Origin of the sequence: Anabaena subtropica FACHB-260 (assembly GCF_014697105.1) — a bacterium.
Taxonomy (GTDB): domain Bacteria; phylum Cyanobacteriota; class Cyanobacteriia; order Cyanobacteriales; family Nostocaceae; genus Trichormus; species Trichormus subtropicus.
The window spans coordinates 213400-237501 of the sequence record NZ_JACJRF010000001.1; the positions used below are offsets into that span (position 1 = coordinate 213400).

Genomic DNA, 24102 nt, shown 5'->3' on the forward strand with positions numbered 1-24102 from the left:
CTAATCGGGCTATTATCAGCATCACCAGCCTCAAGTATTTTGTTGAGGTTGTCCTTGCAATATACATTTTTTACAACTTATGTTTTTTTAAACCCGAAATAGACCACTACCATAGTCTTATAGGGTATCTTACACAGCTTTTACTGCCCACATCAGGGCTACAGCATTACCGTCAAAAGATGCTGTTAATTGCGTCCACCTCTCAACTATCCACCGATCACCTCTTCCATTGTATGAGCAGCATCGCTATTAGTTCCCCAACCGATCTTAGCCTTCCAGACTGGCTGAAGAAATGTTTGCGGGATTCATCAACACATGGCAGCAAAGCAGACGATGTCCGAATGTATAGTGATAACACTTTGATTTGTCGGGCATTTGATTTTGCTTACCAACTGCATCACGGGCAATATCGCAAATCTGGAGAACTATACATTAGTCACCCCATCGCTGTAGCCGGGCTGCTGCGAGATTTAGGGGGCAGTCCTGCTATGATAGCAGCTGGATTTCTTCATGATGTAGTTGAAGATACAGATGTCACAATTGAGGAAATAGAAGAGCGTTTTGGCCCGGAAGTCAAGCAGTTGGTGGAAGGTGTCACCAAGCTTTCTAAAATAAATTTCACAAGCAAGAAGGAAAGCCAAGCTGAAAACTTCCGGCGGATGTTTTTAGCGATGGCGCAAGATATCCGGGTAATTGTGGTGAAGTTAGCAGACCGTTTGCATAATATGCGAACTCTGCAATATATGTCAGAAGATAGCCGTCGCCGTTCAGCCCAAGAAACACGAGATATCTTTGCACCTTTAGCCAATCGTTTGGGGATCTGGCGAATTAAGTGGGAATTAGAAGATTTAGCATTTAAAAATTTAGAGCCGGAAGCTTTTCGGGAAATTCAAAAGTATGTTTCCGAAAAGCGGGATGCACGGGAAGAGAAATTAGCCAAAGCCACATCTATTTTACGCGATCGCCTCCAGCAAGCGGGGATTCGTTGTCTAGATATCAGTGGTCGTCCCAAGCATCTTTATAGCATTTATCAAAAAATGCACCGACAGCAAAAAGAATTTAATGAAATTTATGATTTAGCAGCCCTGCGAATTATTGTGGAGACCAATGAGGAATGTTATCGGGCCTTAGCCGTGGTACATGATGCTTTTCGTCCGATCCCCGGCAGATTTAAAGATTATATCGGACTACCCAAACCTAACCGTTATCAATCATTGCATACAGGAGTTATCGGTTTAACTGGTCGTCCTCTAGAAGTGCAGATTCGCACAATGGAAATGCACCGTATTGCTGAGTACGGGATCGCCGCCCACTGGAAGTATAAAGAAACGGGTAGTTCTAATAGCTTGTTAACTACATCCGATGAAAAGTTTACTTGGTTGCGTCAGTTATTGGAATGGCAAAGTGACCTCAAGGACGCGCAAGAATATCTCGACAGCGTTAAAGATAACTTATTTGAAGACGATGTTTATGTCTTCACTCCCAAAGGTGATGTCATTCCCTTGAGTCCAGGAGCTACCACTGTAGATTTTGCCTATCATATTCACACAGAAGTTGGTAATCACTGTGCCGGGGCGCGAGTTAATGGGCGGATGGTTCCCCTGTCAACTAGACTACATAATGGTGATATTGTCGAAATTATTACTCAAAAGAATAGCCATCCCAGCTTAGATTGGCTCAACTTCGCCAGAACTTCCGCAGCCAAGTATCGAATTAAGCAATGGTACAAGCGATCGCGTCGAGAAGAAAATGTAGCTCGTGGTCGAGAATTGTTAGAAAAAGAATTGGGGAAAACTGGTTTGGATAGTCTGTTGAAGTCAGACGCAATGCAGACTGTCTCAGAAAAGTGTAATTATCACAGTGCGGAAGATTTACTAGCAGGGATGGGTTATGGTGAAGTCACCTTAAACCTAGTGTTAAATCGCTGGCGAGAAGTGGTGAAATCCCAACAGCCAGTAGTAGATACACCGATATTGCTTCCTAAAGAGCCATCCACAGCAAAAACCTCCACACCCATAACCCGTGCGACAGATTCACCAATTGTAGGCGTAGAAGGTTTGGTGTATCACTTAGCCGGCTGTTGTACACCAATCCCCGGCGAAGCCATTATTGGGGTGGTAACGCGGGGTAGAGGAATTTCCATTCATCGCCAAGGGTGTCATAATTTAGAAAGCGTAGAGTGCGATCGCCTAGTCCCAGTCAGTTGGAATTCAGGTGTAGAAATTAGTAGTCGTCCCCACACTTACCCAGTGAGTATCCAAATAGAAGCCCTAGACAGAGTAGGGGTCTTAAAAGATATCTTGTCTCGCCTCAGTGACCAAGGAATTAACGTGCGTTACGCCCAAGTGAAGACAGCTATTAACCAACCAGCATTAATGGACTTAGGTATAGATATACGCGATCGCCCACAACTAGAACAAGTATTCACCCAAATCAAAAAAATGAGCGATATCCTGAATATTCGCCGTGTTGGTCAAATCGACGAATAAGCAGATAGTAACCCAGCATAAACCTTAGTGATGTTGGGTTTCCGCGACTCCTATTAAGAATTACGAATTGGTATAATCCACAAACAGTCAAACAATTTGGGATTTTAGATTTGGGATGTTAGATTGACTCAATAGATATATCTGAGGGCTTGTACCATTAAGGAAGTATTGATCATATTTGCAGTTGTGATTTAAGGAGTGTCAACTTTGTCATTTGTCCGCGTCCGTCAACACGTCAACCCACTAGCAAAAAAATATCTCACACCAGCCAATCCTCTGGAATGGGAAAAAATTTATAGTACTCCCCATCAACCACTACATCTAGATATTGGTTGCGCTAGAGGTAGATTTGTGTTGCAAATGGCGCAGGTAGAACACAACTGGAATTTTTTGGGGTTAGAAATTAGAGAACCTTTGGTAGTAGAGGCGAATCAATTACGTTCTCAGTTGGGTTTAACAAACCTCCATTATTTATATTGCAACGCCAATAACTCATTACAACCGCTATTATCATCCTTACCTACAGGGATTTTACAGCGTGTAACTATTCAATTCCCTGATCCTTGGTTTAAAACTCGCCATGCAAAACGTCGTGTAGTCCAACCAGAATTAGTTACAGATATAGCTAATTATTTAACAGTTGGGGGCGTTGTCTTTTTGCAATCAGACATGGAATTTGTGGCTGTAGAAATGTGCGATCGCTTTGCTGCCAATTCAGCTTTTAATAGAGTTGGCACAGGAGAATGGTTAACCGAAAATCCCCTACCAGTCGCAACAGAAAGAGAAATGACAACTCAAGGTAGGGGTGAACCAGTCTATCGCGCCTTATTTGAGCGAGTGATTTGAATCTTTGTAAACTGAGTTGTGTATGGGAAAATTTGGTAGGTTCTTAGTAAGGACTTTAGTGCTTTATAATCAAGGACTAAAGTCCTTACTGCTTACGAGTATTTGAATTTTTAATTCCTCCAGAGGGTGACTTTTCCACATGACGCGAAAAGTCATGTATTATTTGTGTTGCAGTTACGCTAAACACAGATGAATGAAGATCAACGACGCGCCTATTGGCGTGCTAATACTGCTTTAATTAGAAATCTTTTAATTATTTGGGCGCTTGTTTCGATAGTTTTTAGCATTTTGTTAGTTGAACCATTAAATGGAATACGTTTTTTTGGTGTGCCTTTTGGTTTTTGGATGGCACAGCAAGGATCAATCCTGACTTTTGTGGCATTGATTTTTATTTACGCTTTCCAAATGGACAAGTTAGACCGCAAATATAATATTAAGAAGTAAGGAAAAACTGTGTCAGTTGAAACTTGGACGCTTTTAATAGTTGGACTGTCTTTTGTTGCCTACATTTATATTGGTTGGCAATCACGAGTTAAAAGTAGCAAAGATTTTTATGTGGCTGGGCAAGGTATTCCTTCCATTGCTAATGGTGCCGCCACCGCCGCCGATTGGATGTCAGCCGCTTCGTTTATTTCAATGGCGGGGTTGATTTCTTTTTTGGGTTATGACGGTTCTATTTACCTGATGGGTTGGACTGGTGGCTACGTGCTGCTGGCTTTATTATTAGCGCCATATCTGCGGAAGTTTGGTAAGTATACTGTGCCGGATTTTGTAGGCGATCGCTACTATTCTAATGTGGCGCGTCTAGTTGCAGTGGTAGCAGCGCTTTTCGTCTCCCTTACCTACGTTGCTGGGCAAATGCGCGGTGTGGGCATTGTTTTTAGCCGCTTTTTGCAAGTTGACATCAACACGGGCGTCATCATCGGCATGGTGATTGTGGCTTTTTTTGCGGTGTTAGGGGGAATGAAAGGTATCACTTGGACGCAAGTAGCCCAATATGGTGTCTTGATTTTAGCTTTCTTAATTCCCGCGATCGCGATCGCCTGGAAACTCACGGGTAATCCGATTCCGCAGTTAGCATTCGCATTTAGTGATGTTGCTACTAAACTTAATCAAATCCAAGTTGATTTAGGGTTTCAGGAATACACCAAGCCTTTTGTCAACAAGTCAATGCTTGATGTACTATTCACCACAATCGCCTTGATGGTAGGAACGGCTGGTTTACCTCATATTATTGTGAGATTTTACACAGTCCGCAGTGTCCGGGCTGCTAGGTTTTCTGCTGGTTGGGCGCTGTTATTTATTGCCATTCTCTACACCACAGCCCCGGCGCTTTCTATGTTTGCCCGTTACAATCTGATTACCACCCTACATAATCAAACGGTTACCCAAGTACAGCAGCTAGACTGGGCGAATAAGTGGGAAAAAACTGGACTACTGAAGTTTGAAGATAAAAATCAAGATGGTCGTCTCCAGTTAACGCCAGCAAAAGACACTAATGAAATTACAATTGACAGAGATATTATTGTCCTTTCTACACCAGAAGTAGCACAACTACCGCCTTGGGTAATTGCTTTGGTAGCAGCTGGTGGGTTAGCGGCTGCTTTATCTACAGCCTCAGGGTTGTTACTAGTTATTTCTAGTTCCATAGCCCACGATATTTATTATCGCATCATCGATTCCAGCGCATCGGAGAAAAAACGGGTGTTTGTGGGACGGATTATGGTGGGTTTGTCCGTCGTTCTTGCTGGCTACTTTGGCGTCAATCCGCCGGGGTTTGTAAGTGAGGTAGTAGCCTTTGCCTTTGGTTTAGCAGCTGCCAGCTTCTTCCCTGTGATTGTACTAGGAATTTTTGACAAGCGCACCAATTCCGAAGGAGCGATCGCTGGGATGTTGTCAGGGTTAATTTTTACCACAGCCTACATTATTGGTGTGAAATTTGCCGGGATGCAGCCTTGGTTTTTTGGTGTATCTCCGGAAGGTATCGGCACTTTAGGTATGCTGATTAACCTCATGGTGACACTGATAGTTTCTCGCCTCACCCCACCACCACCAGCCGAAATCCAGGCGATGGTAGAAGATTTACGCTCTCCGATTATTGAAGAAGAAGTGCAACCGATTGGGCATTAGCAGTCTGTTTTCAAGCTGGTGATAGGTTTGTAGTAAGGACTTTAGTCCTTAATTACTTCAGCACTAAAGTGCTTACTACGAACTGACAATTACTAGATATCTTCGTGATATTTTACCAACAATTTCGGAATATAATCATATCCATCTACGCCAATAATTGATATGATTTTCCCTCGGCTTTGTTGTAATAGATTCTGAAAAGATTCTAACCCAATTTGTCCTTGTAAAATAGTTAATAATCGGGCTGGTTGTCGCCATTCACCAGAGGCAATTTGTTCTAATAAATACATTCCCAAGCAACCAGTATAAACTGATTTTTCTAGGTTATGTAATTGATAGTTTGCTTCTGCTAAATAAGCTAAATTTTTCCCTTGGAGGTACAAATCACCGGAAATTTGAGCTATTTTAAAACCATCTTCTAAATATTTAATAGCATCTTGTGGTTGATTAATAACTAAATATGCAATACCTAAACTACTTACACATAAAGCCTTACTTTGAATATCACCCGATTTCTCAGATAACTTTAACCCTTGTTCTAAATAATTAATTGCCCTTTCATAAGTTTCTGGTTCTACTTGTTCCAGCTTTTGTGCTTGCATGACTTCGCTGTAACCTAGATTTACCAGTGCATTAGTCTCACCTGTTTTATCACCTGATTGCCTACTCAACATTAATGCTCTCTGACTATTGTCGATCGCCTGATTATAATCTTGCTCCTGTACATAGGTACGGCTGAGGTGATTGAGATTGGCAATTTCGCAGGGGCGATCGCCTGCATTTCTGGCAATTTCCAATGCTTGCTCATGGAAGCGAATTGAGCGTTGATACTGCCCCAATGCCCGTTGTGAATAGCCTAAAAGTGTCAAAATTCGCGCTTTTTCTTGGGTTCTTTCAACTTTGCTTAAAGGTTCATCCAAATAATCCAGCGCATCCCGCAGATAGCTACCGGAGAATGACGCAAAAATTCCACCATAAAGAGGAAAGTACGGACGCTGGGCAAAGGTTCGCAGAATTTGCAACATGATTTGTGATGAGCCGTTGCTGTATTCTGCTTTATTCTGAAAACCGCTTGATAACTGGCTCCACAGCACTGCAAAGGTTAAGAAAGTAGAAATTGACAATTTTGACCCAGCTTGAATATTATATGCTTGTTGGTCAAACCAATTAACTAACCCCCGTTGTAAATACTGAAAAATGAGGGCAATTTCCACCCAATCGCTGAGGGTGATATTGCTATGTTGTTCTACAAATGGTATAGCTGATTGCTCTACAGCTAGGCTGCGAAATAAAGCTTGGGGTAATTCACTATTGACTTTTTTTGCCCAAGTCGCCCAAGGGCGGCTTTCTCCGGGTACACCACCAAACCCTAAAGCCTGATTTGGCTCATACATCCAACTTACCAAATAGTCTTGTAACCTTTGCCAAGCTGCTAAACCACGGCTAATTCCTTGTGATATTTGCCCAATATCAGGATCAAACTGGGCAAATTGTTGGAGAGATTTGGCTAATTGCTGGATTTGGGTAAAACTTAGGGGATTCTTGAGATTAGGGTCAATAATGCGTAAAAATATAGTCAGGCGATCGCTGGATGATGCTGTAGTGATTTCCTGTACTGCTGAGGCGATCGCTTCTATCGCTTTATTCTGCTCTGCGTATCTTTGCCATTGACTTTGAATCGTCTTAATAGCCCGTAAACCCCGGTTAGCCTTGGCTTTTTTCAGTTCATCTGTTTCACTATCCACCAGAGTTTGCATAGCATTGAGGCGATCACTCAAAACTAACTCAAACACTTCTCCTGTGCCAGCTAATATACCTTTTTGTAGCATTTGATATACCATCTCTACAGAGCTAATTTTGCCCTGGAGAGTAAGCTGGACAATTTCATCAATGAGTGCTAGGTAGCGATCGCGCAATGGCAAAGATTCTGTCACTTTAGCTAATAGAGAATTTCACATCAACTCTAATTCTAGTGTAGGGGCTAGGGACTTATGTTGTTTTACCCAAGTTGTAGGAAATTAGTTAAGTAAATTGATTGCAACGATATATTTCATGAATGGGATTAATCAATTTATCTGTTATGTGCATGATAATTGCAAATTTTGCTAGAGTCAAATTCTTATGTCAAGGTAGAAACAAAAGGGGATATTTTTGCGGGTGCAAAACGTTGTGTGTATCGAGTTTTAGTTACTAAAAAATTATGACGACAAACTTACCCTCCATAGCCGAAATTTTACCAGTAGTACTGCACTTAGAACCAGCGATCGCCATGAGTGACAATCAGTTTTATGAATTTTGTCAACTAAACCGCGATATCCGCATCGAACGTAATGCTATTGGAGAATTAATTATTATGTCCCCGACTGGTTCTGAAACTGATGAAAGCAACTTTAACTTAATTGGACAGTTATGGTTTTGGACACAGCAAGATGGTACAGGTGTAGGGTTTGGTTCTAGTGGTGGGTTTACTTTACCAAATGGCGCAGTGCGTTCTCCTGATGCAGCTTGGATAAAACGCACACGTTGGGAAGCCATACCATCAGAACTGCGTCAGAAATTCGCGCCCATTTGTCCTGAGTTTGTCATTGAGTTGCGTTCTAAAAGTGATAATTTGAAAATCTTGCAAGACAAAATGCAGGAATATATCGATAATGGAACGCAACTCGGTTGGTTAATTGATAGAAAACAACGCCAAGTTTTTATTTATCGTCCTCATACTGAAATTGAGGTCTTAGATAATCCTCAGATCCTTTCTGGTGAAACTTTATTACCTGAGTTTGTTTTAGATTTAAGTCAGGTTTGGTAGAAATATACAGTAGCTTCTACCTTGGTGACTTGGTTCTTAATTGTCCACAAGCTGCATCAGCTTCTAAACCGCGAGAATAGCGGACACTCACAGCAATGTGTTGTTGCTGGAGAACTGTCACAAAGGCTTGAATGCGATCGCCGCTAGGACGTTTGTAGTCTACCTCTGCAATAGGATTATAAGGAATCAAATTAACATGATTTTGAAAGCCCCGCAGATGCTTCGACAGTTCTAAAGCGTGTTCTGGCAAATCATTCACACCAGCCAGCAAGATATATTCAAAAGAAATTCGTCTTCCTGTGATAGCTACATATTCCCGACACTCAGCCAGCAAATCTTCGATGTGATAGGAGTGGGCGCTGGGTATAAGTTTTTCGCGCAGTGCTTGATTAGGGGCGTGGAGACTCACAGCCAGGGTAACTTGTAGATGGTGTTCGGCTAATTGACTGATGCGATCGCGTATCCCTACAGTAGATAAAGTGAGCGATCGCTGTCCAATACCCACATCTTGATTCAAGCATCTCACCGCCGCCAAGACATTATCTGTATTTAACAACGGTTCACCCATCCCCATAAATACAACATGGCTTACCCGTTGCTGAAAATCTTCTTGGACAGTTAACACCTGATCAACAATCTCATGTCTTTCTAGGTTACGTTTGTAGCCACCCTTCCCAGTAGCGCAGAAATCACAAGCCATTGGACAACCCACCTGGGTAGAAACGCAGACAGTCAACCGCTTTTCTGTGGGAATACCGACAGTTTCCACAATTTCACCGTCGCTAAGTTGCAGCAGATATTTTACCGTGCCATCGGGCGCAACAGACCGATAATGAATTGTAGAACGTCCAACAGGGACATCTGCGACAGTCGCCCGCCATTGTTTAGAGAATACCGAAATATCAAAGAGCGATCGCACTCCCTTTTGATAAATCCACTCATGCAACTGCTTACCTCTATAAGCAGGTTGTCCTTGCTGCTGCACCCATGCGGTTAACTCCGCAACTGAAGCACCTAATAAGGGAGGTAGCGTTGTTTTTTCTGAGACAAGTGAGTTAACTGGAGACGCAAGAGGTGTAGCAGACATAAAAAATCACAAATCAAATTGATGCTGGATCTCTATGGTAATTCGTAATTCGTAATTCGTAATTGCTAATTTATGATGGAGGACTGGATAGATTTCTGTTTTTTGTGATTTTTCCCCATCAAGTTGATATTCTTAGGCAAAAGTCGTGCCATTCCAACCCCACATAGCAGCTTTGGCATCAGCAAATTCTATATAAATGCGATCTTTCGGCACTCCTAAAGTTTGATTAATTTGCTGGCAAAAGTCCTGACTCATAGCTTGTGTTTGGTCTGATTTCATAGTACCAATGCTTTTAATCTCGATATAGCAAACTGGGTCAGTATTACCAGCAAATGTCATAGGAATGTCAGATTCAAAAGCGGTCATAACATAGGATTCTGGCTTTCCTAAATGTTTGGCTAACTTAGCTGAGAGGCTGTTTAACATTGCCTCAACTTGAGTTTTTTCAGGTGCAGATACAGAAGTTTGTACTTTAATTAAAGGCATAAGATTAATTGACAATTCCCAGTTTATATTATCGAACTCTAGAGATTTTTGATTTCCCAGTCTTCAATCCCCAGTCCCCTTTCAATTTTAGATTGAATAATCCAAAAGCTAAAATCTCCTAATTGCCAGATCCGCGAAACAGACGACTATACTCAGGATCATACAAGCGCGATCGCCCTGTGGTTGGCGATAATGCAGGACTAATCACATATAGCGTAGTACGAATCAGGTTTTCTTGTTGAGTACAGTCTGCCATCTCCTTCAGGGGAACCACACGGATTTTTTCATCTGGCCATCCTATGCGGAAGCAAATAGCTACAGAAGTATCAGACGGGTAGTGTTCTAGTAGCTTGGCTTGAGCATTTTCCACATGACGCGCACTCAGATATAAGCATAAACTAGCCTGATGGGCTGCTAGGGTGGCTAATTCTTCTGCTTGTGGGACTTCTGTACGTCCGCTAATGCGCGTCAGGATGATAGTCTGTACTAAACCAGGGACAGTCAATTCGACTTTAAGTTTGGCAGCTGCGGCTTGGAATGCACTAATTCCTGGGACGACTTCAAAAGGAATATTAGCTTCCGCGAGGAGTTGCATTTGCTCATTCACAGCACTGTAGAGGCTGGGATCACCAGAATGAAGACGAACTACAGATTTTTGCGATCGCACCTTTTCAATCATCAAAGGCATAATCTCCTCTAAGGTTTTGTTCGCAGTCTGAATAATTTCTGCATCTTTTCGACAAAACTGCAAAAGCTGTTCTGGTACTAGTGAATCAGCAAATAAAATCACATCTGCTACTGACAGTAATTTTTGAGCTTTAACCGTAAGTAAATCAGGGTCTCCAGGGCCTGCTCCTACAATATAAACTGCGGAATCTATCGTATTTATATGATTTTGCATACAAAAATTTATCTAAAGCTTAAGTAGTTACCTGTAGACAGAAAAAATTCAAAAAAGTTTTTTGAGAATTTGCTCCGTATCTTTCCGGATTCACTCTCTAGGCATAGTAGAGAGTAATGGTAGATGCACCCTGGTTAAGCCCTAGAGACAACTCTGGGGCATTTTTTATTTTTGGTCATTGGTCAACATTCCATAGTAATTAGTTCTTCCCTCTGCCCCAGGTTGGTGCGCGCAGTCGTACCACTCCGTGGAAGCAAGCTACGCGTAGCGTCTTGTAGAGAACTACTGCTCCCTGCCCTCTATTTCTCACATCTCCCCAATATCTTTCGTGGCAGTAACCACATCAGGTAAAGGACGTTTACGAACGTACAACCAAGCTAAACCAGCTAATCCTAAAGCAATACCTGTCAGACTGACTATTTGTGCTATTCGTAAAGGCCCTAGCATTAAACTATCAGTGCGTAAACCTTCAATCCATAAACGTCCTAAGCTGTAACTGGCTAGGTAAACCATAAATAATGTACCCACTCGCAGACGTGGTTTATTGGCTAAACTACGAAAAAATAAAGTGATTAGCAAGGCGAACACCATTAAGTCCCAGATGGATTCATAAAGGAACGTGGGGTGAAAGTATTCAAAATTTACTAAATCTGGAGGACGGCGTTCTATGGGAATGTATAGTTTCCAAGGTAAATTGGTAGGACGACCAAAAGCTTCTGAGTTAAAGAAATTACCCCAACGCCCGATCGCCTGCCCTAAAATCAGGGAAGGAGCCACTAAATCGGTTAATTGCCAAAAAGAAACTCGTTTGAGCTTGGCAAAAATTAACGCTGCCAAAGTCCCGCCAATAATGGCTCCATGAATTGCAATTCCTCCTTGCCAAATAGCAATAATCCGTTCTGGATTCTGGGCATATTCTGCCCATTGAAACAAAACGTAATAAATCCGAGCTGCGGGAATTGCCCCAATCACTAGCCAAATAGACAAGTCACTAAGTAACTCTGGATTAACCTGTCGGCGCTTTGCCAAGTATTGGGAGAGGCTAACACCAATTAGCACAGCCGAGGCAATCAACAAGCCATACCAACGAATAGTGATGGGGCCGATTTCCACCAGAACCGGCCCTGGAGAAGTAAACAGAAATGCTAAAGGCAAAGTTGAAAGATCCAGTGCCATGTAAAATTACCTAAGTAAATTATGTGAGTCCATAGTCCATAGTCAACAGTCAACAGTCAACAGTCAATAGTCATTCGTCATCAGTTCTCTTCTCTCCCTGCTATGCCACTTGTTCCCACTCCCTCAACTCCCCAGTTTTTTTGAATTTTGAATTGTTTCCCATTCCCCGGATATAATCACCTCAATAACTTTGATACATCGAAGATTGTGATTGCTATTTATCCTGGTAGCTTTGATCCGATCACTTTAGGACACCTTGATATCATTCAGCGTGGTAGTCGCCTGTTTGATCTGGTGATTGTTGCCGTATTACGAAATCCGAATAAAGTACCATTGTTTAGCGTACAGGAACGCCTAGAACAAATCCGTCGAGCCACTAAGCATTTACCTAATGTAGAAGCAGATGGTTTTGATGGTCTGACTGTCAAATATGCCCAAAATCGACAAGCACAAGTTTTATTACGGGGTTTACGAGCTATTTCTGATTTTGAAGTCGAGCTACAGATGGCCCATACTAATAAAACACTTTCTACTCAAATCGAGACAGTTTTTTTAGCAACATCAAATGAGTATAGTTTTTTAAGTAGTAGTGTGGTAAAAGAGATTGCAAGATTTGGTGGTTCAATCGATCATCTTGTCCCCCCACACATAGCTTTAGATATATACAAATGCTACAACCACAACTATCCAACGGCGAATCCAATTACAACGGAAAGTACTCCCCATCTCCAGACTATGACAACGGAAGCCCCCCAGGAGATACTCCAAGAACGGGAAGTGTAGATATTCAGCAAGAACTCGATCGCTTAGAAGAAATCATTCTATCTAGCTTTCGCGTCCCTCTAACAGGTCGGACACTAATAGATGAAGAAAAGTTATTAGAACAGTTAGATTTTATCAGAGTTTCTTTGCCATCTGTCTTTCAGGATGCAGGAGCAATCTTGGAACAAAAGCAGGAAATCCTTTTGGAAGCCGAAGAATATGGACAGCAGCTAGTTGATGCAGCTCAAGCTAAAAGAGCGCAAATTCTAGCTGAAAGTGATATTGTCAGACAGGCAAAACAAGAGGCTGACCAACTACGCCGACAAGTACAGCAAGAGTGTGAGGAAATGATGGAAGAAACCCTCACAGAGATTGACCGTAAACGCCGTGCTTGTCAGCAGGAGTTAGAAGAAATGCGACAAACCGCGATCGCTCAGGCTCAAGAAATTGAAAATGGTGCTGATGAATATGCTGATCATGTTCTGGAAGGAATCGAACAAGACCTGAAAGATATGTTAAGAGTTATTACAAATGGACGGCAACAATTAAGAAGTGATAGCCAAGCACAGCGTAATTCTCACTCTCAGAAAAAGAAGTAAAGGCTGATACTTGAGTTACTTTAATATTTTTTAGCCTCATCGCTAAATATCCCATACCGGAAGCAGTGGCGCAGGAGATCGCTACGTTGGGGAAAAGGTATGGACTGATACTCATTCACCAAAATTAAGGGACAGATGCAAACCCTGAAACCCAGACTAATTATCACTTTCTTAATTTTGAATTGATATCAATAACATTCAAACTGTGGATTAGTTTGAACTTTATAACTTTTGTAGTCATTGCTGAAACCCCTGGAATTTTTCTTTCAGCCTGTTTTTGCAGCCTTTTCAACTTGTTAAAGTCACATCAGGTTGCAATGGAAAGAGAATTTTTCTGTATTGTTGTCATTTATAAGTAACTTTATTAACTACAGAGCCACAGAGACATAAAGAAGAATATATTCTCAATCTACTTGTGCAATAAATCTTAATCTTTGGTAGACAAGTTAGTGCTGTCTGTAAATGAGATACGGCTTGTCAACTTCTAGCTAAAGGGAGAAAAAATATAAATTTTTGATTGATTGCATAAATTTCTCTCTTCCTACAGATAAATGATTAAAGGTTGCTGAACTCTGTATACAAGAACTCAATTTAACTTGAATTTATAGTTTAGAAAAATCAAGGAGTCATCTATGTTTGAATTGCATAAATTTCGCCAAGTTAACATTTTTGATACAACATTAAGAGATGGAGAACAAGCACCTGGCTATAGCATGACTGTAGATCAGAAAGTAAAACTTGCGGAAGAACTAGAAAGCCTTGGAGTAAATACAATTGAAACTGGATTTCCCATGTCTTCACCTGTTGACTTTGAAGCCACTCAAGCAATTTGCCGGACACTTAAAAAAGCCCAGCCTTGCGGTTTTTCACGTACAGTTAGTAAGGACATTGAAGCCTGCGCTAAGGCAATGGCAGATGCAACAAATCCGCAAATTGAGTTAGCCACGGTTGCTTCTGATATTCACATGATTTATAAACGTAATATGAATCGAGCGCAGGTAGTTAAAGAGGCGATAGATGGGATTAGTTGTGCTAGATCGTTAGGTTTTCAAGACATATCCCTTGGTTTAGAAGATGCTACTCGCGGGGATATGGAATTTATGAAAAAATTAATTGGTGAAGCTATTGAGCATGGGATTACGGCTATTGCAGTACCTGATACTGTAGGCTGTTGTCTACCAGATGAATTTTATAGTTTAGTTAAACAATTAAGAGAATTTGTAGGTGATAATATCCGCATCTCTATCCATTGTCATAATGATATGGGTTTAGCAGTTGCTAATAGTATTGCTGGGATTAAAGCTGGTGCGGATGAGGTGCAAACTACTCTATGTGGTATAGGCGAACGTGCAGGAAATACAAGCCTTGAAGAGTTGATTTCTGTACTTAATACAAAACGAGAAACCCTCTATAAAGTTCATAGTATTGTTAGCCATAAACTTGTTGAAGCCTGCCATTTATTACGCGAAATCTTAGATTTACCAATTCCCTACCACAAACCAATTGTTGGGAGAAATGCCTTTGCTTCCGAAGCTGGTATGCACCAACAAGGACTAATGAAACATCGATTCACCTACGAATGGTTACAAGCAGAGGATTATGGAGCCACTCCTCTGATGATGATTGGTCGTCATAGTGGTCGTAATATCATCAGAAATATGCTGTTACAAAAGGGTATCAAAAATATTGAAAACCAAATTGTTGACTATATTTACGAAGACATTATGGCAAATACTCATGCCGAGAAATATATTGCCAGAGATTTAATTTTTGAAAAATATAAATCTTTAACCCAAGTTACTTGTGTAGCATAATGTATATTTTGAGTTTTCCACAGTCAATGATGTTGATATATGGGGGATTTGACACATCTTAAAATGTTCTTTGTATTACCATTTCAAATTAAGTAAAAATCTCTTCATTTATTTTTTACTTAATTCTTGAAAAAGAATTCAAAATAGGTTGATTCATTGTTTAATTATTCCAATCAAAAGATATATCAACTATTTTGCAGAATTGCAATTCATCATTCTTAGTAGCTTTCGGATAATTTCCAATTAACACAATTCTCGTTTAGGAGTTAATTCATCATGACTATCGAACAAACCATTAAAGCTTGTCAAGCAATCATTGCTGAAAAAAGCTATTCCAGACATCCATTTGTTGCTAATCTCAAGAAAAATGCTCTTAATAAGAATGCGTTGAAAAATTGGGCGATTCAGAAATATTATCAGGTATATTTGCAAAATCAAATATTTAGTGCAATTCATGCCCAAACTTCTCATGAAGAAGTCCGCCAATTCATGATGGAGCAACTAATAGCGGAGGAAACTAATATTAATTGTGGTTCTGATACTCACTACAATTTAATGCGTCGATTCGCAGAAGCCTGTGGAGCGACTGAAGCGGATTTTAATTTAGAATTAGCATCTGAGCCAGTTAAAAACTATGCTGATAAATTAGTTTCTATTTGCCGTACTGAGCATTTTACTCTAGGTTTATTAGCTATATATGCTATTGAAAATCAATCTGGAGAAAGCGTTGCTAAGTTACTGGAATGGTTGAGAGATACAGAGGAATTTACTGAAGAAGAATTAGAGTGGTTTGCTGTTCATTCTGAAGCAGAAGACGAACACGCTAGTAAAGGCTTAACCTTTATTTTCAAGTATGGCAACTCTGTGAAAAACTTCGATAGTCGTGGCTTAAAGATTGTTAACGATATTTGTGATACATGGTTAGCTCTCCACGATTATTACTTCTCTTTGGTAAGTGATAATCAATTAGCTGTGGCTAGATAGATTAGCAAAATGTGCCTAAATTATGCAATTTGGTTTTCTAATTTAGGTACTAAATCCACACAATCATCCTTTTGAGAATAGACAATACACAACGATTTGCTTCAACCCTAACTTAATCATGGCAAAGATACTCAAGGCTCATCAAAATAACTACCTTGAACCTGTAATCAATACGCTACAAGCAGGCGGGGTAATCATTGCTCCCACACCGACAAATTACTGCATTGTTTGTGATGCTACCAATGCTCAAGCAGTCGATCGAGTGTTTCGGATTAAACAGCGCACTAAACTAGGCCCTTTACCTGTTCTTTTCCCTAACATCCGCGCAATTAATGAATATGTCCAGATACCCGACTGGTTTGATCGCACTATCTTAGACAGTATGCTACCAGGGGAAATATCATTTATTTTTTGGCAACGTTACCCCTTTCCCGAAAAATTGACCTGTGGATTACACACAGTTGCAGTCAATTGTACCACTCATTCAGTACTCAAGGCGATCGTATCAAGCATAAACAAACCACTGGCTGCATCATCCGCGAATATTTCCGGTCAAGGTAATATTTTTGTCACCTTAGAAAAGGCGATCGCAGATATTGGCGATGAAGTTGATCTAATCATAGACGCAGGCGAAACCCCAGCACATCAAGCAGATCACATCGAAAATCGAGTAGTTACCATCGTTGATTTGACCTTTGAGAAGCCTTTCCTTTGTCGTCCAGGTTGGGTACCAGTGGAAAGAGTATTGGAATTTATCCCCAATATCGAGACTGATGTTGAGGAATATAAGGTCTTACTAACAAATCGCGCTCAAGGTTGCATAAAAGTCTAAAAATTAACCGATAAATCAAAAGAAATTACCAAAAGGATAGTTGCAATGATTTCTGAAGCTGTGAATTACAAGTATTGGACAAATGAAGAAGCTAATCAAGCATTCAAAACAATCAAAGAAGGCGGTCTAGTCATCGCTAAAGGTGATATTGGTTATGGTTTTTTCGCCACTTCAGAAGCAGCGATACGCAAAATGTATCAGCTAAAAAACCGTCCTCATTCTAATCCTTGCATTGTGATTGCTAACTTACAAACTCTGCCAAAATTTGCTGATATTCCTCATCTGGAAATTCTCCAATGGATTGAAAAAATGGTAAGTTGGACAACGCTAGCAGTTGTATTACCTGTCAAAAAAGATAGTGAAATACTCAACTCTTTACCACCTTGGGTTTATTCACAAAGTGTTACTAATGGAACAGTAGCAGCCTTTCTTAACACTGGTTCTTTCTTGGAGTCTTTGGTACAACGAGCTGATGATGAAGGTTTTCTGTTCGTTGGTACTTCTGGTAATGTTTCTAGCCAAGGTAATACCTATAGTTTTACAGACCTACCAAAAGAATTTACCGAGCAGGTAGATTTGGTCATTGATCATGGAACAGCTAAATATGCAAATGACCAAAAATTAGCTACAACAATTGTCAATTTCACTAACTGGACTATCAAGCGACGTGGAGTTAATTGGGAAACAATAGAGCCTTCTTTCTATCAACTGAAAGAAAAACTGGAAAGTATTAAAGCTTGAGTTTTTTTGTTAGTAAGATTCATGTGAGCAATCATAACTGTCAATTAATCTAAGGAGTTGTGTCTCGTGGGAAAAAGCTTATATGAGAAAGTGTTTGAGTATCACACTATCAAACAATTACCTTCTGGACTCTATCAAATATTGGTAGGATTACATCTCATCCATGAAGCTACTTCCCCGCAAGCCTTCTCCATGCTTCAGGAGCGCAATTTAAATGTCATGTTTCCTGATCGCACCTTCGCCACAGTTGATCACATCATCCCTACATCAGGATGCGATCGCCCTTTGTCAGATCCACTGGCTGAAGATATGTTAGTAGCTCTGGAAAAAAATACTGCTGAATATGGAATTAAGTTTTTTTCTCCTAATACTAACCAGCAAGGAATTATTCATGTAATTGCACCAGAAAAAGGTTTGACACAACCAGGTATGATTATTTGTTGTGGTGATTCTCATACTTCTACTCATGGGGCATTTGGAGCCATTGCATTGGGTATAGGTACCACCCAAATTCGTGATGTTTTAGCCTCTCAAACATTGGCAATGCCAAAATTGAAAGTTAGAAGAATTGATGTCAACGGTAAACTCAAATCTGGTGTTTATGCCAAAGATGTCATCTTACATATTATCAATCATCTCGGTGCCAAAGCTGGAGTAGGTTACGCTTATGAATACGGAGGTGATTTAATTGATAATTTGTCAATGGATGAGCGCATGACTATCTGTAATATGTCTATTGAAGGAGGCGCACGCTGCGGATATATCAACCCAGATCAAAAGACTTATGATTATCTCCAAGGACGAGAATTTGCCCCTCAAGAAAATAGCTGGAAACAAGCTATTGCTTATTGGGAATCTATAAAATCTGACCCTGATACCTATTACGATGATCGGGTAATGTTCAAAGCAGAAGATATTGAACCGATGGTGACTTGGGGTATTAGCAGTGACCAATCTATAGGTATTAATGAAACCATTCCTAGCTTCAGTCAGTTTCATGAATCAGAGCGCAACTTGATTGCAGAAGCTTATCAATATATGTCCTTTCAACCAGGTGCTTCCATCAAAGGTACTAAAATTGATGTAGCATTTATCGGTTCTTGCTCCAATGGTCGGTTTTCAGATTTAGAAACAGTTGCTCAATTATTAATTCAAAATAGAGGACTGAAAGTATCTCCCCATGTCAAGGCTTTAATTGTTCCTGGTTCTCAACAAGTCAGAGCCGAAATAATTAAACATGGTTATGACAAAGTATTCCAAGATGCTGGCTTTGAATTCCGAGAATCGGGATGTTCAATGTGTGTAGGAATCAATCCGGATAAACTCATCGGAAATCAAATTTGCGCCTCTTCATCAACTCGTAATTTTAAGGGAAGACAAGGTTCTCCTCAAGGTAGAACATTATTAATGTCTCCAGTTATGGTAGCTGCTGCTGCTATTGCAGGTGAACTTGTTGATGCGCGAAATTTTTGGAAAATTAATTCAATTACACCCGCATTAGTTGGCGCTTGAGTTAGAAGATAAGCACAATGAAAAATAATAAATCTATTATCTCTGCAACAGCAATTAGTATTCATGGTGATGATATTGATACGGATAGAATTTTACCTGCTCGTTTTGTAAAAACACTAGTTTTTGACAAATTAGGTCAATACATTTTTGCAGATGAAAGAATACAAAAACAACAACAATTTCAAATACATCCTTTAGATAATCCTGTCTATGCTGATGCTCAGTTGATGTTTGTTAATAAAAACTTTGGCTGCGGCTCTTCACGAGAACACGCGCCGCAAGGTATCAAACGATGGGGTAAAGGTATCAAAGCAATTATTGGTGAATCATTTGCAGAAATTTTTTTTGGTAACTGTAACGCTATTGGTCTTTTGTGTCTAACAGCTAGTACTGATATTCTAACGCAACTGATTAACTTGAATAAATGTGATCCGCAAATGAAATTTCATTTAGATATTCAGTCTTTAACTATTGCTTGTGAAAATAACAAATTTCCTGTATGGATGCCTGAAGGATTAAGGCAAAATTTTCTATCTGGTCATCAAGATTCGTTACTGGAATTATTATCAGTTAGGCAGGAAATTATTAATACTGCTGAAAGAGTTCCTTATTTCCAATATTTAGAAGCATGAAGCAAATAAAAATCTTGTTTTAGTGTAGATATTTACATTTTTTTGAGTGTTAACTGTGGAAAAACGTCAATGAGTAATGATAAAAATTCAGTTGCAGATATGAAGATTGAGCAACTTAATGGAAGTAACTCGGTAACTACAATTATTAAAGAAGAAGAAACTCTCACTAACAATTTAACAAAAGAACCTAGTCCAGATTCTGTAAAAAATCCTGAGCATCAATCAGATTTTCGATTTAAGAAACAATTTTTGATTTTATTATGTGGTTTAGGTATAGTAGGGCTATTAGTAGCCTTCCTCTGGCAAAGACAAGGGAAAGTAAAAAGTATTCAAGCCTTTATTAATAGTGAAATTGTCTACGTTCGCGCTCCTATACCAGGAAAATTATCTTTAACAACTCAGCCAGAATTAGGTCAGCAACTGACAAAAACAAAAGTAATTGGTAGTATTTCCGGTGATGTCGAAAACCAATTGGTATCATCGCTAAAAATCAATCAACAGACGCTAACATCACGTCTTGATAATAATCGAGAGCGCCTAGCCGGACTCAATCAACAACTGAGAAATCGCACTAATTTACTAACGCAATTTAGTAATGCTAGTCAAGAACAACAAAAACTTCAGATTAAATTTGGACAATCTCAAGTTGATCAATTTGAAAATGATTTGATGAGAGCGCAAGCTGAGGCTGATATAGCTCAATCTGATGCAAAGCGTGCGGATTTTTTACTGACAGAAGGTGCTATCAGCAAAGCAGCTCAAGAGCAGAAAGTCACACAAGCAAGACAAGCTCAAGCAGCATTATCAGCAGCGCGTTCCAGAGTTGAGCAACATAAACTCAGTTTGAATGCTGCGGCTAAGGGGTTACAGTTAGATGGCCCTCGTAGTTATAGTTATCCAGATATTCGCACCATTGAACTGAAGACGGAAATTGCAGATTTAAAAAATCAGATTTCTGACTTGCAGATTGAAATTCGAGGTAACGAAGCTGAGTTAGCTAGAGTACGTCAGGAGTTGAAAACCCAGAATCACATTTTAGTGCGATCGCCACAAGAAGGAGTGATTTGGTCGATTGAAGCACATTCCGGCGAAGTTCTTACAGCCAATGCTCCTATTTTGAAGTTAATTAACTGCAAGAACGTATGGGTAGAAGCCTTTATTGATGAGCGAGATGCTATTGCATTACAAATTGGACAATCTGTAGATGTTCATCTCATTGGCTCTCAAAAGATGTGGCCGGGAAAAATACAAACTATCAGAGCCGGTACAGGACGAGTGACAGTTGGACAATATGTTGTCGAACCACCCCCAGAAATTGAACGTCGCCAACTTCCCGTTCGTGTTGTCACTGCAAAAATTCAAGTTGATTGGTCAGACTCTTTGGACGCAGATAATTTCTGTAGTGCAGGTAGGAGTGTTGAAGTTAAAATTCGGAAAAATCAAAATTAACTGGTATGAAATCTAATATTTTCTTTTTCTATTCATACCGAATTATATCAAGAATGTATTTCCATTTACCTGTGTTATTTCTGCACTTATTCTTATCAGGTATGGGTATTTTACTCACCGAAACATTGCTGATGGTTTATGGTTTATCAATTATGTTGAATACCAAAACAAATTCCTTTTTGTTAAACTATATGCCACAAAAATCTGTGATCGCTTTAGGGGAACTATTAAAGGCGATCGGTTTGTTTCTCATTATTTGGGGAACAAGAGTAGGTAATACTAACTTTTGGCTACCTTTTTTGGGGCAAATAATCGGCGGAAGTGGATTTAGTTTAGCGATTAGTAGTGATTCTAGTTTATTACGTTCAATTACTAGTAAATCTTCAACAGACTTATTTAATAATATTCAATCTAAATCTCAAAGCTTGATGTTCTTGTCTACTCTATTAGCAGGAGTTATCGGTAGCATTTTATTTGATTATGAAGCCCATTGGCCTTTTTATATCTCAATGTTGGCGAATGCTATGGCAATTATATCTATTTTGTTAATTTCCGAAGAACCAAATTTAAGTAAGCAAAAAACATCCTCCTCTAAAACTCACAATTCAATTCAAAAGCCCAAAATTACTGCGGAACAAGGATTTTGGATGAATTACTATGCTTTATCTCGTGCTTTTTTACTAGCATCCTTTGTAGGGTTCTTACCTTTTTTCTTTTTGATGCTGCAAGTAGATATACCATTTTTTGGTCTAGTTCTCAGTTTATTTAGTATAGGTGCATTTTTTTCCGCACTTTATAGTTCTCAACTGATGAAAGTCATTGGTATTAATAATTTTATAATTATCACTATGGGATGTACTTTAATTTCTATGATTTTGTTTAGTATATTTGAGGATTTTGGTATTAGCTTAATTGCTATATTATTGCTGGGATTTGGCTCAGGCTGCATACGACCACTGACAATGAAAAACTTAGACCTCAGCAACCTAAATCCTCAACAGAGAGCAAGTATTTTATCTACTATGGAACAACGTTTTAGCATAATAAATGCCGTGTTGTTATTAGTAGGTGGATATATATTGATTGAATATAACTTTCAATCTCTCATGATTCAAATAACAATAGCCTACGTCATAGCTATTCTTATTGGATTTACATCAAGTACAATGACAAGCAGGAGTTAAATTCATGGCTAATTTAGTTACCAAGCAAAGCATTTCTCAAGAACTAGCTCAAAAATTATTAAATGAGGCTGAATTTAAAGCACAAGAATTAGGCATACCTGCATCGATTGCAATATGTGATGAAAGTGGTGTACTTAAAGTGTTTGCTCGGATGGACGGCGCGCCTTTAATGAGTATTGAATTAGCAATTAAGAAAGCAAAAACATCTGTAGGATTTGGATTATCTACTGCTGATTTATTTAACTTTATCAAAAATGATCCTCCATTATGTATGGGTGCGCCACACATTGAAGATTTGGTTGTTTTTGGTGGCGGTCATCCTATCAAGGTTGATGGTCAAATCGTCGGAGGAATTGGAGTTAGTGGTGGCCACTATTCTTATGATGTCCAATGTGTCGAAAAAGCTTTAGAACTTCTTGAAAATTCAGTTTAAAAACTAAATATCTAAATATTTGGGATAGTTATAAATTTTTATATAACTATCCTATTTTTTTAAATTTTTCGTAAAACTGCATATTTTTAATAAAAATCATAGTTATTTATATATGATTTTTATCTTGATTTTATTATGACAAGTACTTTCTTTTGTTCTCATCAATCAAGACTGGCAAGCGAATCACTTATTGGCAGTGCTAATAATGTCCAGGCTTATATTTTAATTGAATGTCCTCCACCTTGGGAATCAGAAGCGTTTGATTCTAAATATATCCCTAGTGACTTAAAAATTCTGGTAAATGAATGTAAAACAGCTAAATTACCTATCAAATTTCTTCTGATCGCTAACAATAATTCTGAAAAATCAGGGCAGACAAAATTATTAATTTATCACAGGAAAGCTGGGCTAAGTAATGGATATAATAAGCGAGAATTCAACCTAAAAAATATTGAAGAAGTAGCAGAAATTGTTAGAGCATGGTTTTGGGGAAAAAATATTAGCAATGAAGTAGATATAACTGTAAGCAGAGATATTTTAGTTTGTACTCATGGCAGTCATGATAAATGCTGTGCTAGATATGGAAATCCCTTTTATTATCATGCTGCGGCTACTATTACTGATTTAAATTTGAAAAATGTGCGTATTTGGAAATCAACTCATTTTGGTGGACATAGGTTTGCACCGACAATGATCGACCTACCGGAAGGAAGGTATTATGGTGTTCTTGAGCAGAATTCATTTAAGTCAATTTTGACTCGCACTGGCAATATTAATCTTTTGAAGGATGTTTACCGGGGATGGAGTATTTTTCCTAGTTCACTTCAAATTCTTGAAAGGGAATTGCTTTTACGCTATGGATGGGACTGGTTTAACTACAAGGTAGGGGGGAGAATTATTGAACAGAGTTCAGACCAAAGTATGATTTTAGCTGAACTGAATTTTGAAAATACTGGTGGTGATCAATTTACTTACCAAGCTGATATTTTAAAAGATGAAACTTTAACTGTGAGCTTGAAAAATTCTTGCCATGCAATGCTAGAGTCAGTAATTTTTCAATATTCCATATACAATCTGAAACAAGTAGGCAATAGAAATAACTTATTAGAAGCTGCCAACAATTCACTACTGACAACGCTGATTTAATTAAAAGTTTAGTGAAAACACTGTTAAACATGATTACTGCTCTGATTCTGGAAATCTTGCTTGGTAACGCGGTGATAACTCTAGCAGTGGCAC

General features: G+C 39.3%; 22 protein-coding genes. 17 read left to right on the forward strand and 5 right to left on the reverse strand.

All coding sequences use genetic code 11. From position 1 onward, the window contains the following. The first annotated feature begins 233 nt into the window (after positions 1–233). From H6G18_RS00840 to H6G18_RS00855, 4 genes are all read left to right on the forward strand, one after another. Positions 234–2489, forward strand: coding sequence for a RelA/SpoT family protein (locus tag H6G18_RS00840; protein WP_190405176.1), 2256 nt, complete (start codon positions 234–236; stop codon positions 2487–2489). A 207-nt stretch (positions 2490–2696) separates the two neighbouring features. Then, entirely contained in the window at positions 2697–3335 is a 639-nt protein-coding gene (gene trmB, locus H6G18_RS00845) for a tRNA (guanosine(46)-N7)-methyltransferase TrmB (RefSeq protein WP_190405288.1), read from the forward strand. A gap of 189 nt (positions 3336–3524) precedes the next feature. After that, positions 3525–3779 carry a DUF4212 domain-containing protein gene (locus H6G18_RS00850; protein WP_190405177.1) on the forward strand — a complete coding sequence of 85 codons (255 nt, stop codon included), beginning with the start codon at positions 3525–3527 and terminating at the stop codon, positions 3777–3779. 9 nt (positions 3780–3788) lie between these two features. Next, complete coding sequence (locus H6G18_RS00855; RefSeq protein WP_190405178.1) at positions 3789–5465, forward strand: sodium:solute symporter family protein; 1677 nt, start codon at positions 3789–3791, stop codon at positions 5463–5465. A gap of 92 nt (positions 5466–5557) precedes the next feature. On the opposite strand, the gene H6G18_RS00860 is transcribed toward H6G18_RS00855, so the two are convergent. After that, entirely contained in the window at positions 5558–7399 is a 1842-nt protein-coding gene (locus tag H6G18_RS00860; RefSeq protein WP_190405179.1) for a tetratricopeptide repeat protein, read from the reverse strand. A 266-nt stretch (positions 7400–7665) separates the two neighbouring features. Here H6G18_RS00860 and H6G18_RS00865 point away from each other — a divergent pair, with 266 nt between their 5' ends. After that, positions 7666–8271 carry a Uma2 family endonuclease gene (locus H6G18_RS00865; RefSeq protein WP_190405180.1) on the forward strand — a complete coding sequence of 202 codons (606 nt, stop codon included), beginning with the start codon at positions 7666–7668 and terminating at the stop codon, positions 8269–8271. A gap of 16 nt (positions 8272–8287) precedes the next feature. On the opposite strand, the gene rlmN is transcribed toward H6G18_RS00865, so the two are convergent. From rlmN to lgt, 4 genes are all read right to left on the reverse strand, one after another. Further along, positions 8288–9358, reverse strand: a complete 1071-nt coding sequence (gene rlmN / locus H6G18_RS00870) for a 23S rRNA (adenine(2503)-C(2))-methyltransferase RlmN (RefSeq protein ID WP_190405181.1) — start codon at positions 9356–9358, stop codon at positions 8288–8290. Between the two features lie 132 nt (positions 9359–9490). Next, positions 9491–9844, reverse strand: coding sequence for a phenylpyruvate tautomerase MIF-related protein (locus tag H6G18_RS00875; protein WP_190405182.1), 354 nt, complete (start codon positions 9842–9844; stop codon positions 9491–9493). Between the two features lie 118 nt (positions 9845–9962). Next, entirely contained in the window at positions 9963–10745 is a 783-nt protein-coding gene (gene cobM / locus H6G18_RS00880; RefSeq protein WP_190405183.1) for a precorrin-4 C(11)-methyltransferase, read from the reverse strand. Between the two features lie 306 nt (positions 10746–11051). Continuing rightward, a complete protein-coding gene (lgt, locus tag H6G18_RS00885) occupies positions 11052–11921 on the reverse strand; it encodes a prolipoprotein diacylglyceryl transferase (RefSeq protein WP_190405184.1) in 870 nt (289 codons plus the stop codon). Positions 11922–12128: 207 nt separating this feature from the next. Between lgt and coaD the strand changes: the two genes are divergently transcribed. The 12 genes from coaD to H6G18_RS00945 all read left to right on the forward strand — a co-directional run bounded on the left by coaD (position 12129) and on the right by H6G18_RS00945 (position 24009). Next, entirely contained in the window at positions 12129–12704 is a 576-nt protein-coding gene (gene coaD / locus H6G18_RS00890; RefSeq protein ID WP_190405185.1) for a pantetheine-phosphate adenylyltransferase, read from the forward strand. Then, complete coding sequence (locus H6G18_RS00895) at positions 12590–13282, forward strand: DivIVA domain-containing protein (RefSeq protein WP_190405186.1); 693 nt, start codon at positions 12590–12592, stop codon at positions 13280–13282. The genes coaD and H6G18_RS00895 overlap by 115 nt, the downstream gene beginning before the upstream one ends. A gap of 632 nt (positions 13283–13914) precedes the next feature. Further along, the gene (locus H6G18_RS00900; protein WP_190405187.1) at positions 13915–15096 is read left to right on the forward strand and encodes a LeuA family protein; all 1182 of its coding nucleotides are present in this window, start codon (positions 13915–13917) and stop codon (positions 15094–15096) included. Positions 15097–15372: 276 nt separating this feature from the next. Beyond that, positions 15373–16080 carry a thiaminase II/PqqC family protein gene (locus H6G18_RS00905; RefSeq protein WP_190405188.1) on the forward strand — a complete coding sequence of 236 codons (708 nt, stop codon included), beginning with the start codon at positions 15373–15375 and terminating at the stop codon, positions 16078–16080. Between the two features lie 118 nt (positions 16081–16198). Then, complete coding sequence (locus H6G18_RS00910) at positions 16199–16912, forward strand: L-threonylcarbamoyladenylate synthase (RefSeq protein ID WP_190405189.1); 714 nt, start codon at positions 16199–16201, stop codon at positions 16910–16912. A gap of 45 nt (positions 16913–16957) precedes the next feature. Then, complete coding sequence (locus H6G18_RS00915; protein ID WP_190405190.1) at positions 16958–17653, forward strand: Sua5/YciO/YrdC/YwlC family protein; 696 nt, start codon at positions 16958–16960, stop codon at positions 17651–17653. A gap of 66 nt (positions 17654–17719) precedes the next feature. Continuing rightward, positions 17720–19165 (forward strand): 3-isopropylmalate dehydratase large subunit, encoded by a 1446-nt coding sequence (gene leuC / locus H6G18_RS00920; protein ID WP_190405191.1) that lies wholly within the window; start codon positions 17720–17722, stop codon positions 19163–19165. Positions 19166–19182: 17 nt separating this feature from the next. Further along, a complete protein-coding gene (locus H6G18_RS00925) occupies positions 19183–19797 on the forward strand; it encodes a 3-isopropylmalate dehydratase small subunit (RefSeq protein ID WP_190405192.1) in 615 nt (204 codons plus the stop codon). Between the two features lie 69 nt (positions 19798–19866). Beyond that, positions 19867–21246, forward strand: a complete 1380-nt coding sequence (locus H6G18_RS00930; RefSeq protein ID WP_190405193.1) for an HlyD family secretion protein — start codon at positions 19867–19869, stop codon at positions 21244–21246. A gap of 5 nt (positions 21247–21251) precedes the next feature. Further along, the gene (locus tag H6G18_RS00935; RefSeq protein WP_190405194.1) at positions 21252–22430 is read left to right on the forward strand and encodes an MFS transporter; all 1179 of its coding nucleotides are present in this window, start codon (positions 21252–21254) and stop codon (positions 22428–22430) included. A 4-nt stretch (positions 22431–22434) separates the two neighbouring features. Next, complete coding sequence (locus H6G18_RS00940; protein WP_190405195.1) at positions 22435–22863, forward strand: GlcG/HbpS family heme-binding protein; 429 nt, start codon at positions 22435–22437, stop codon at positions 22861–22863. Positions 22864–22998: 135 nt separating this feature from the next. Continuing rightward, entirely contained in the window at positions 22999–24009 is a 1011-nt protein-coding gene (locus H6G18_RS00945; protein WP_190405196.1) for a sucrase ferredoxin, read from the forward strand. Positions 24010–24102 lie beyond the last annotated feature (93 nt).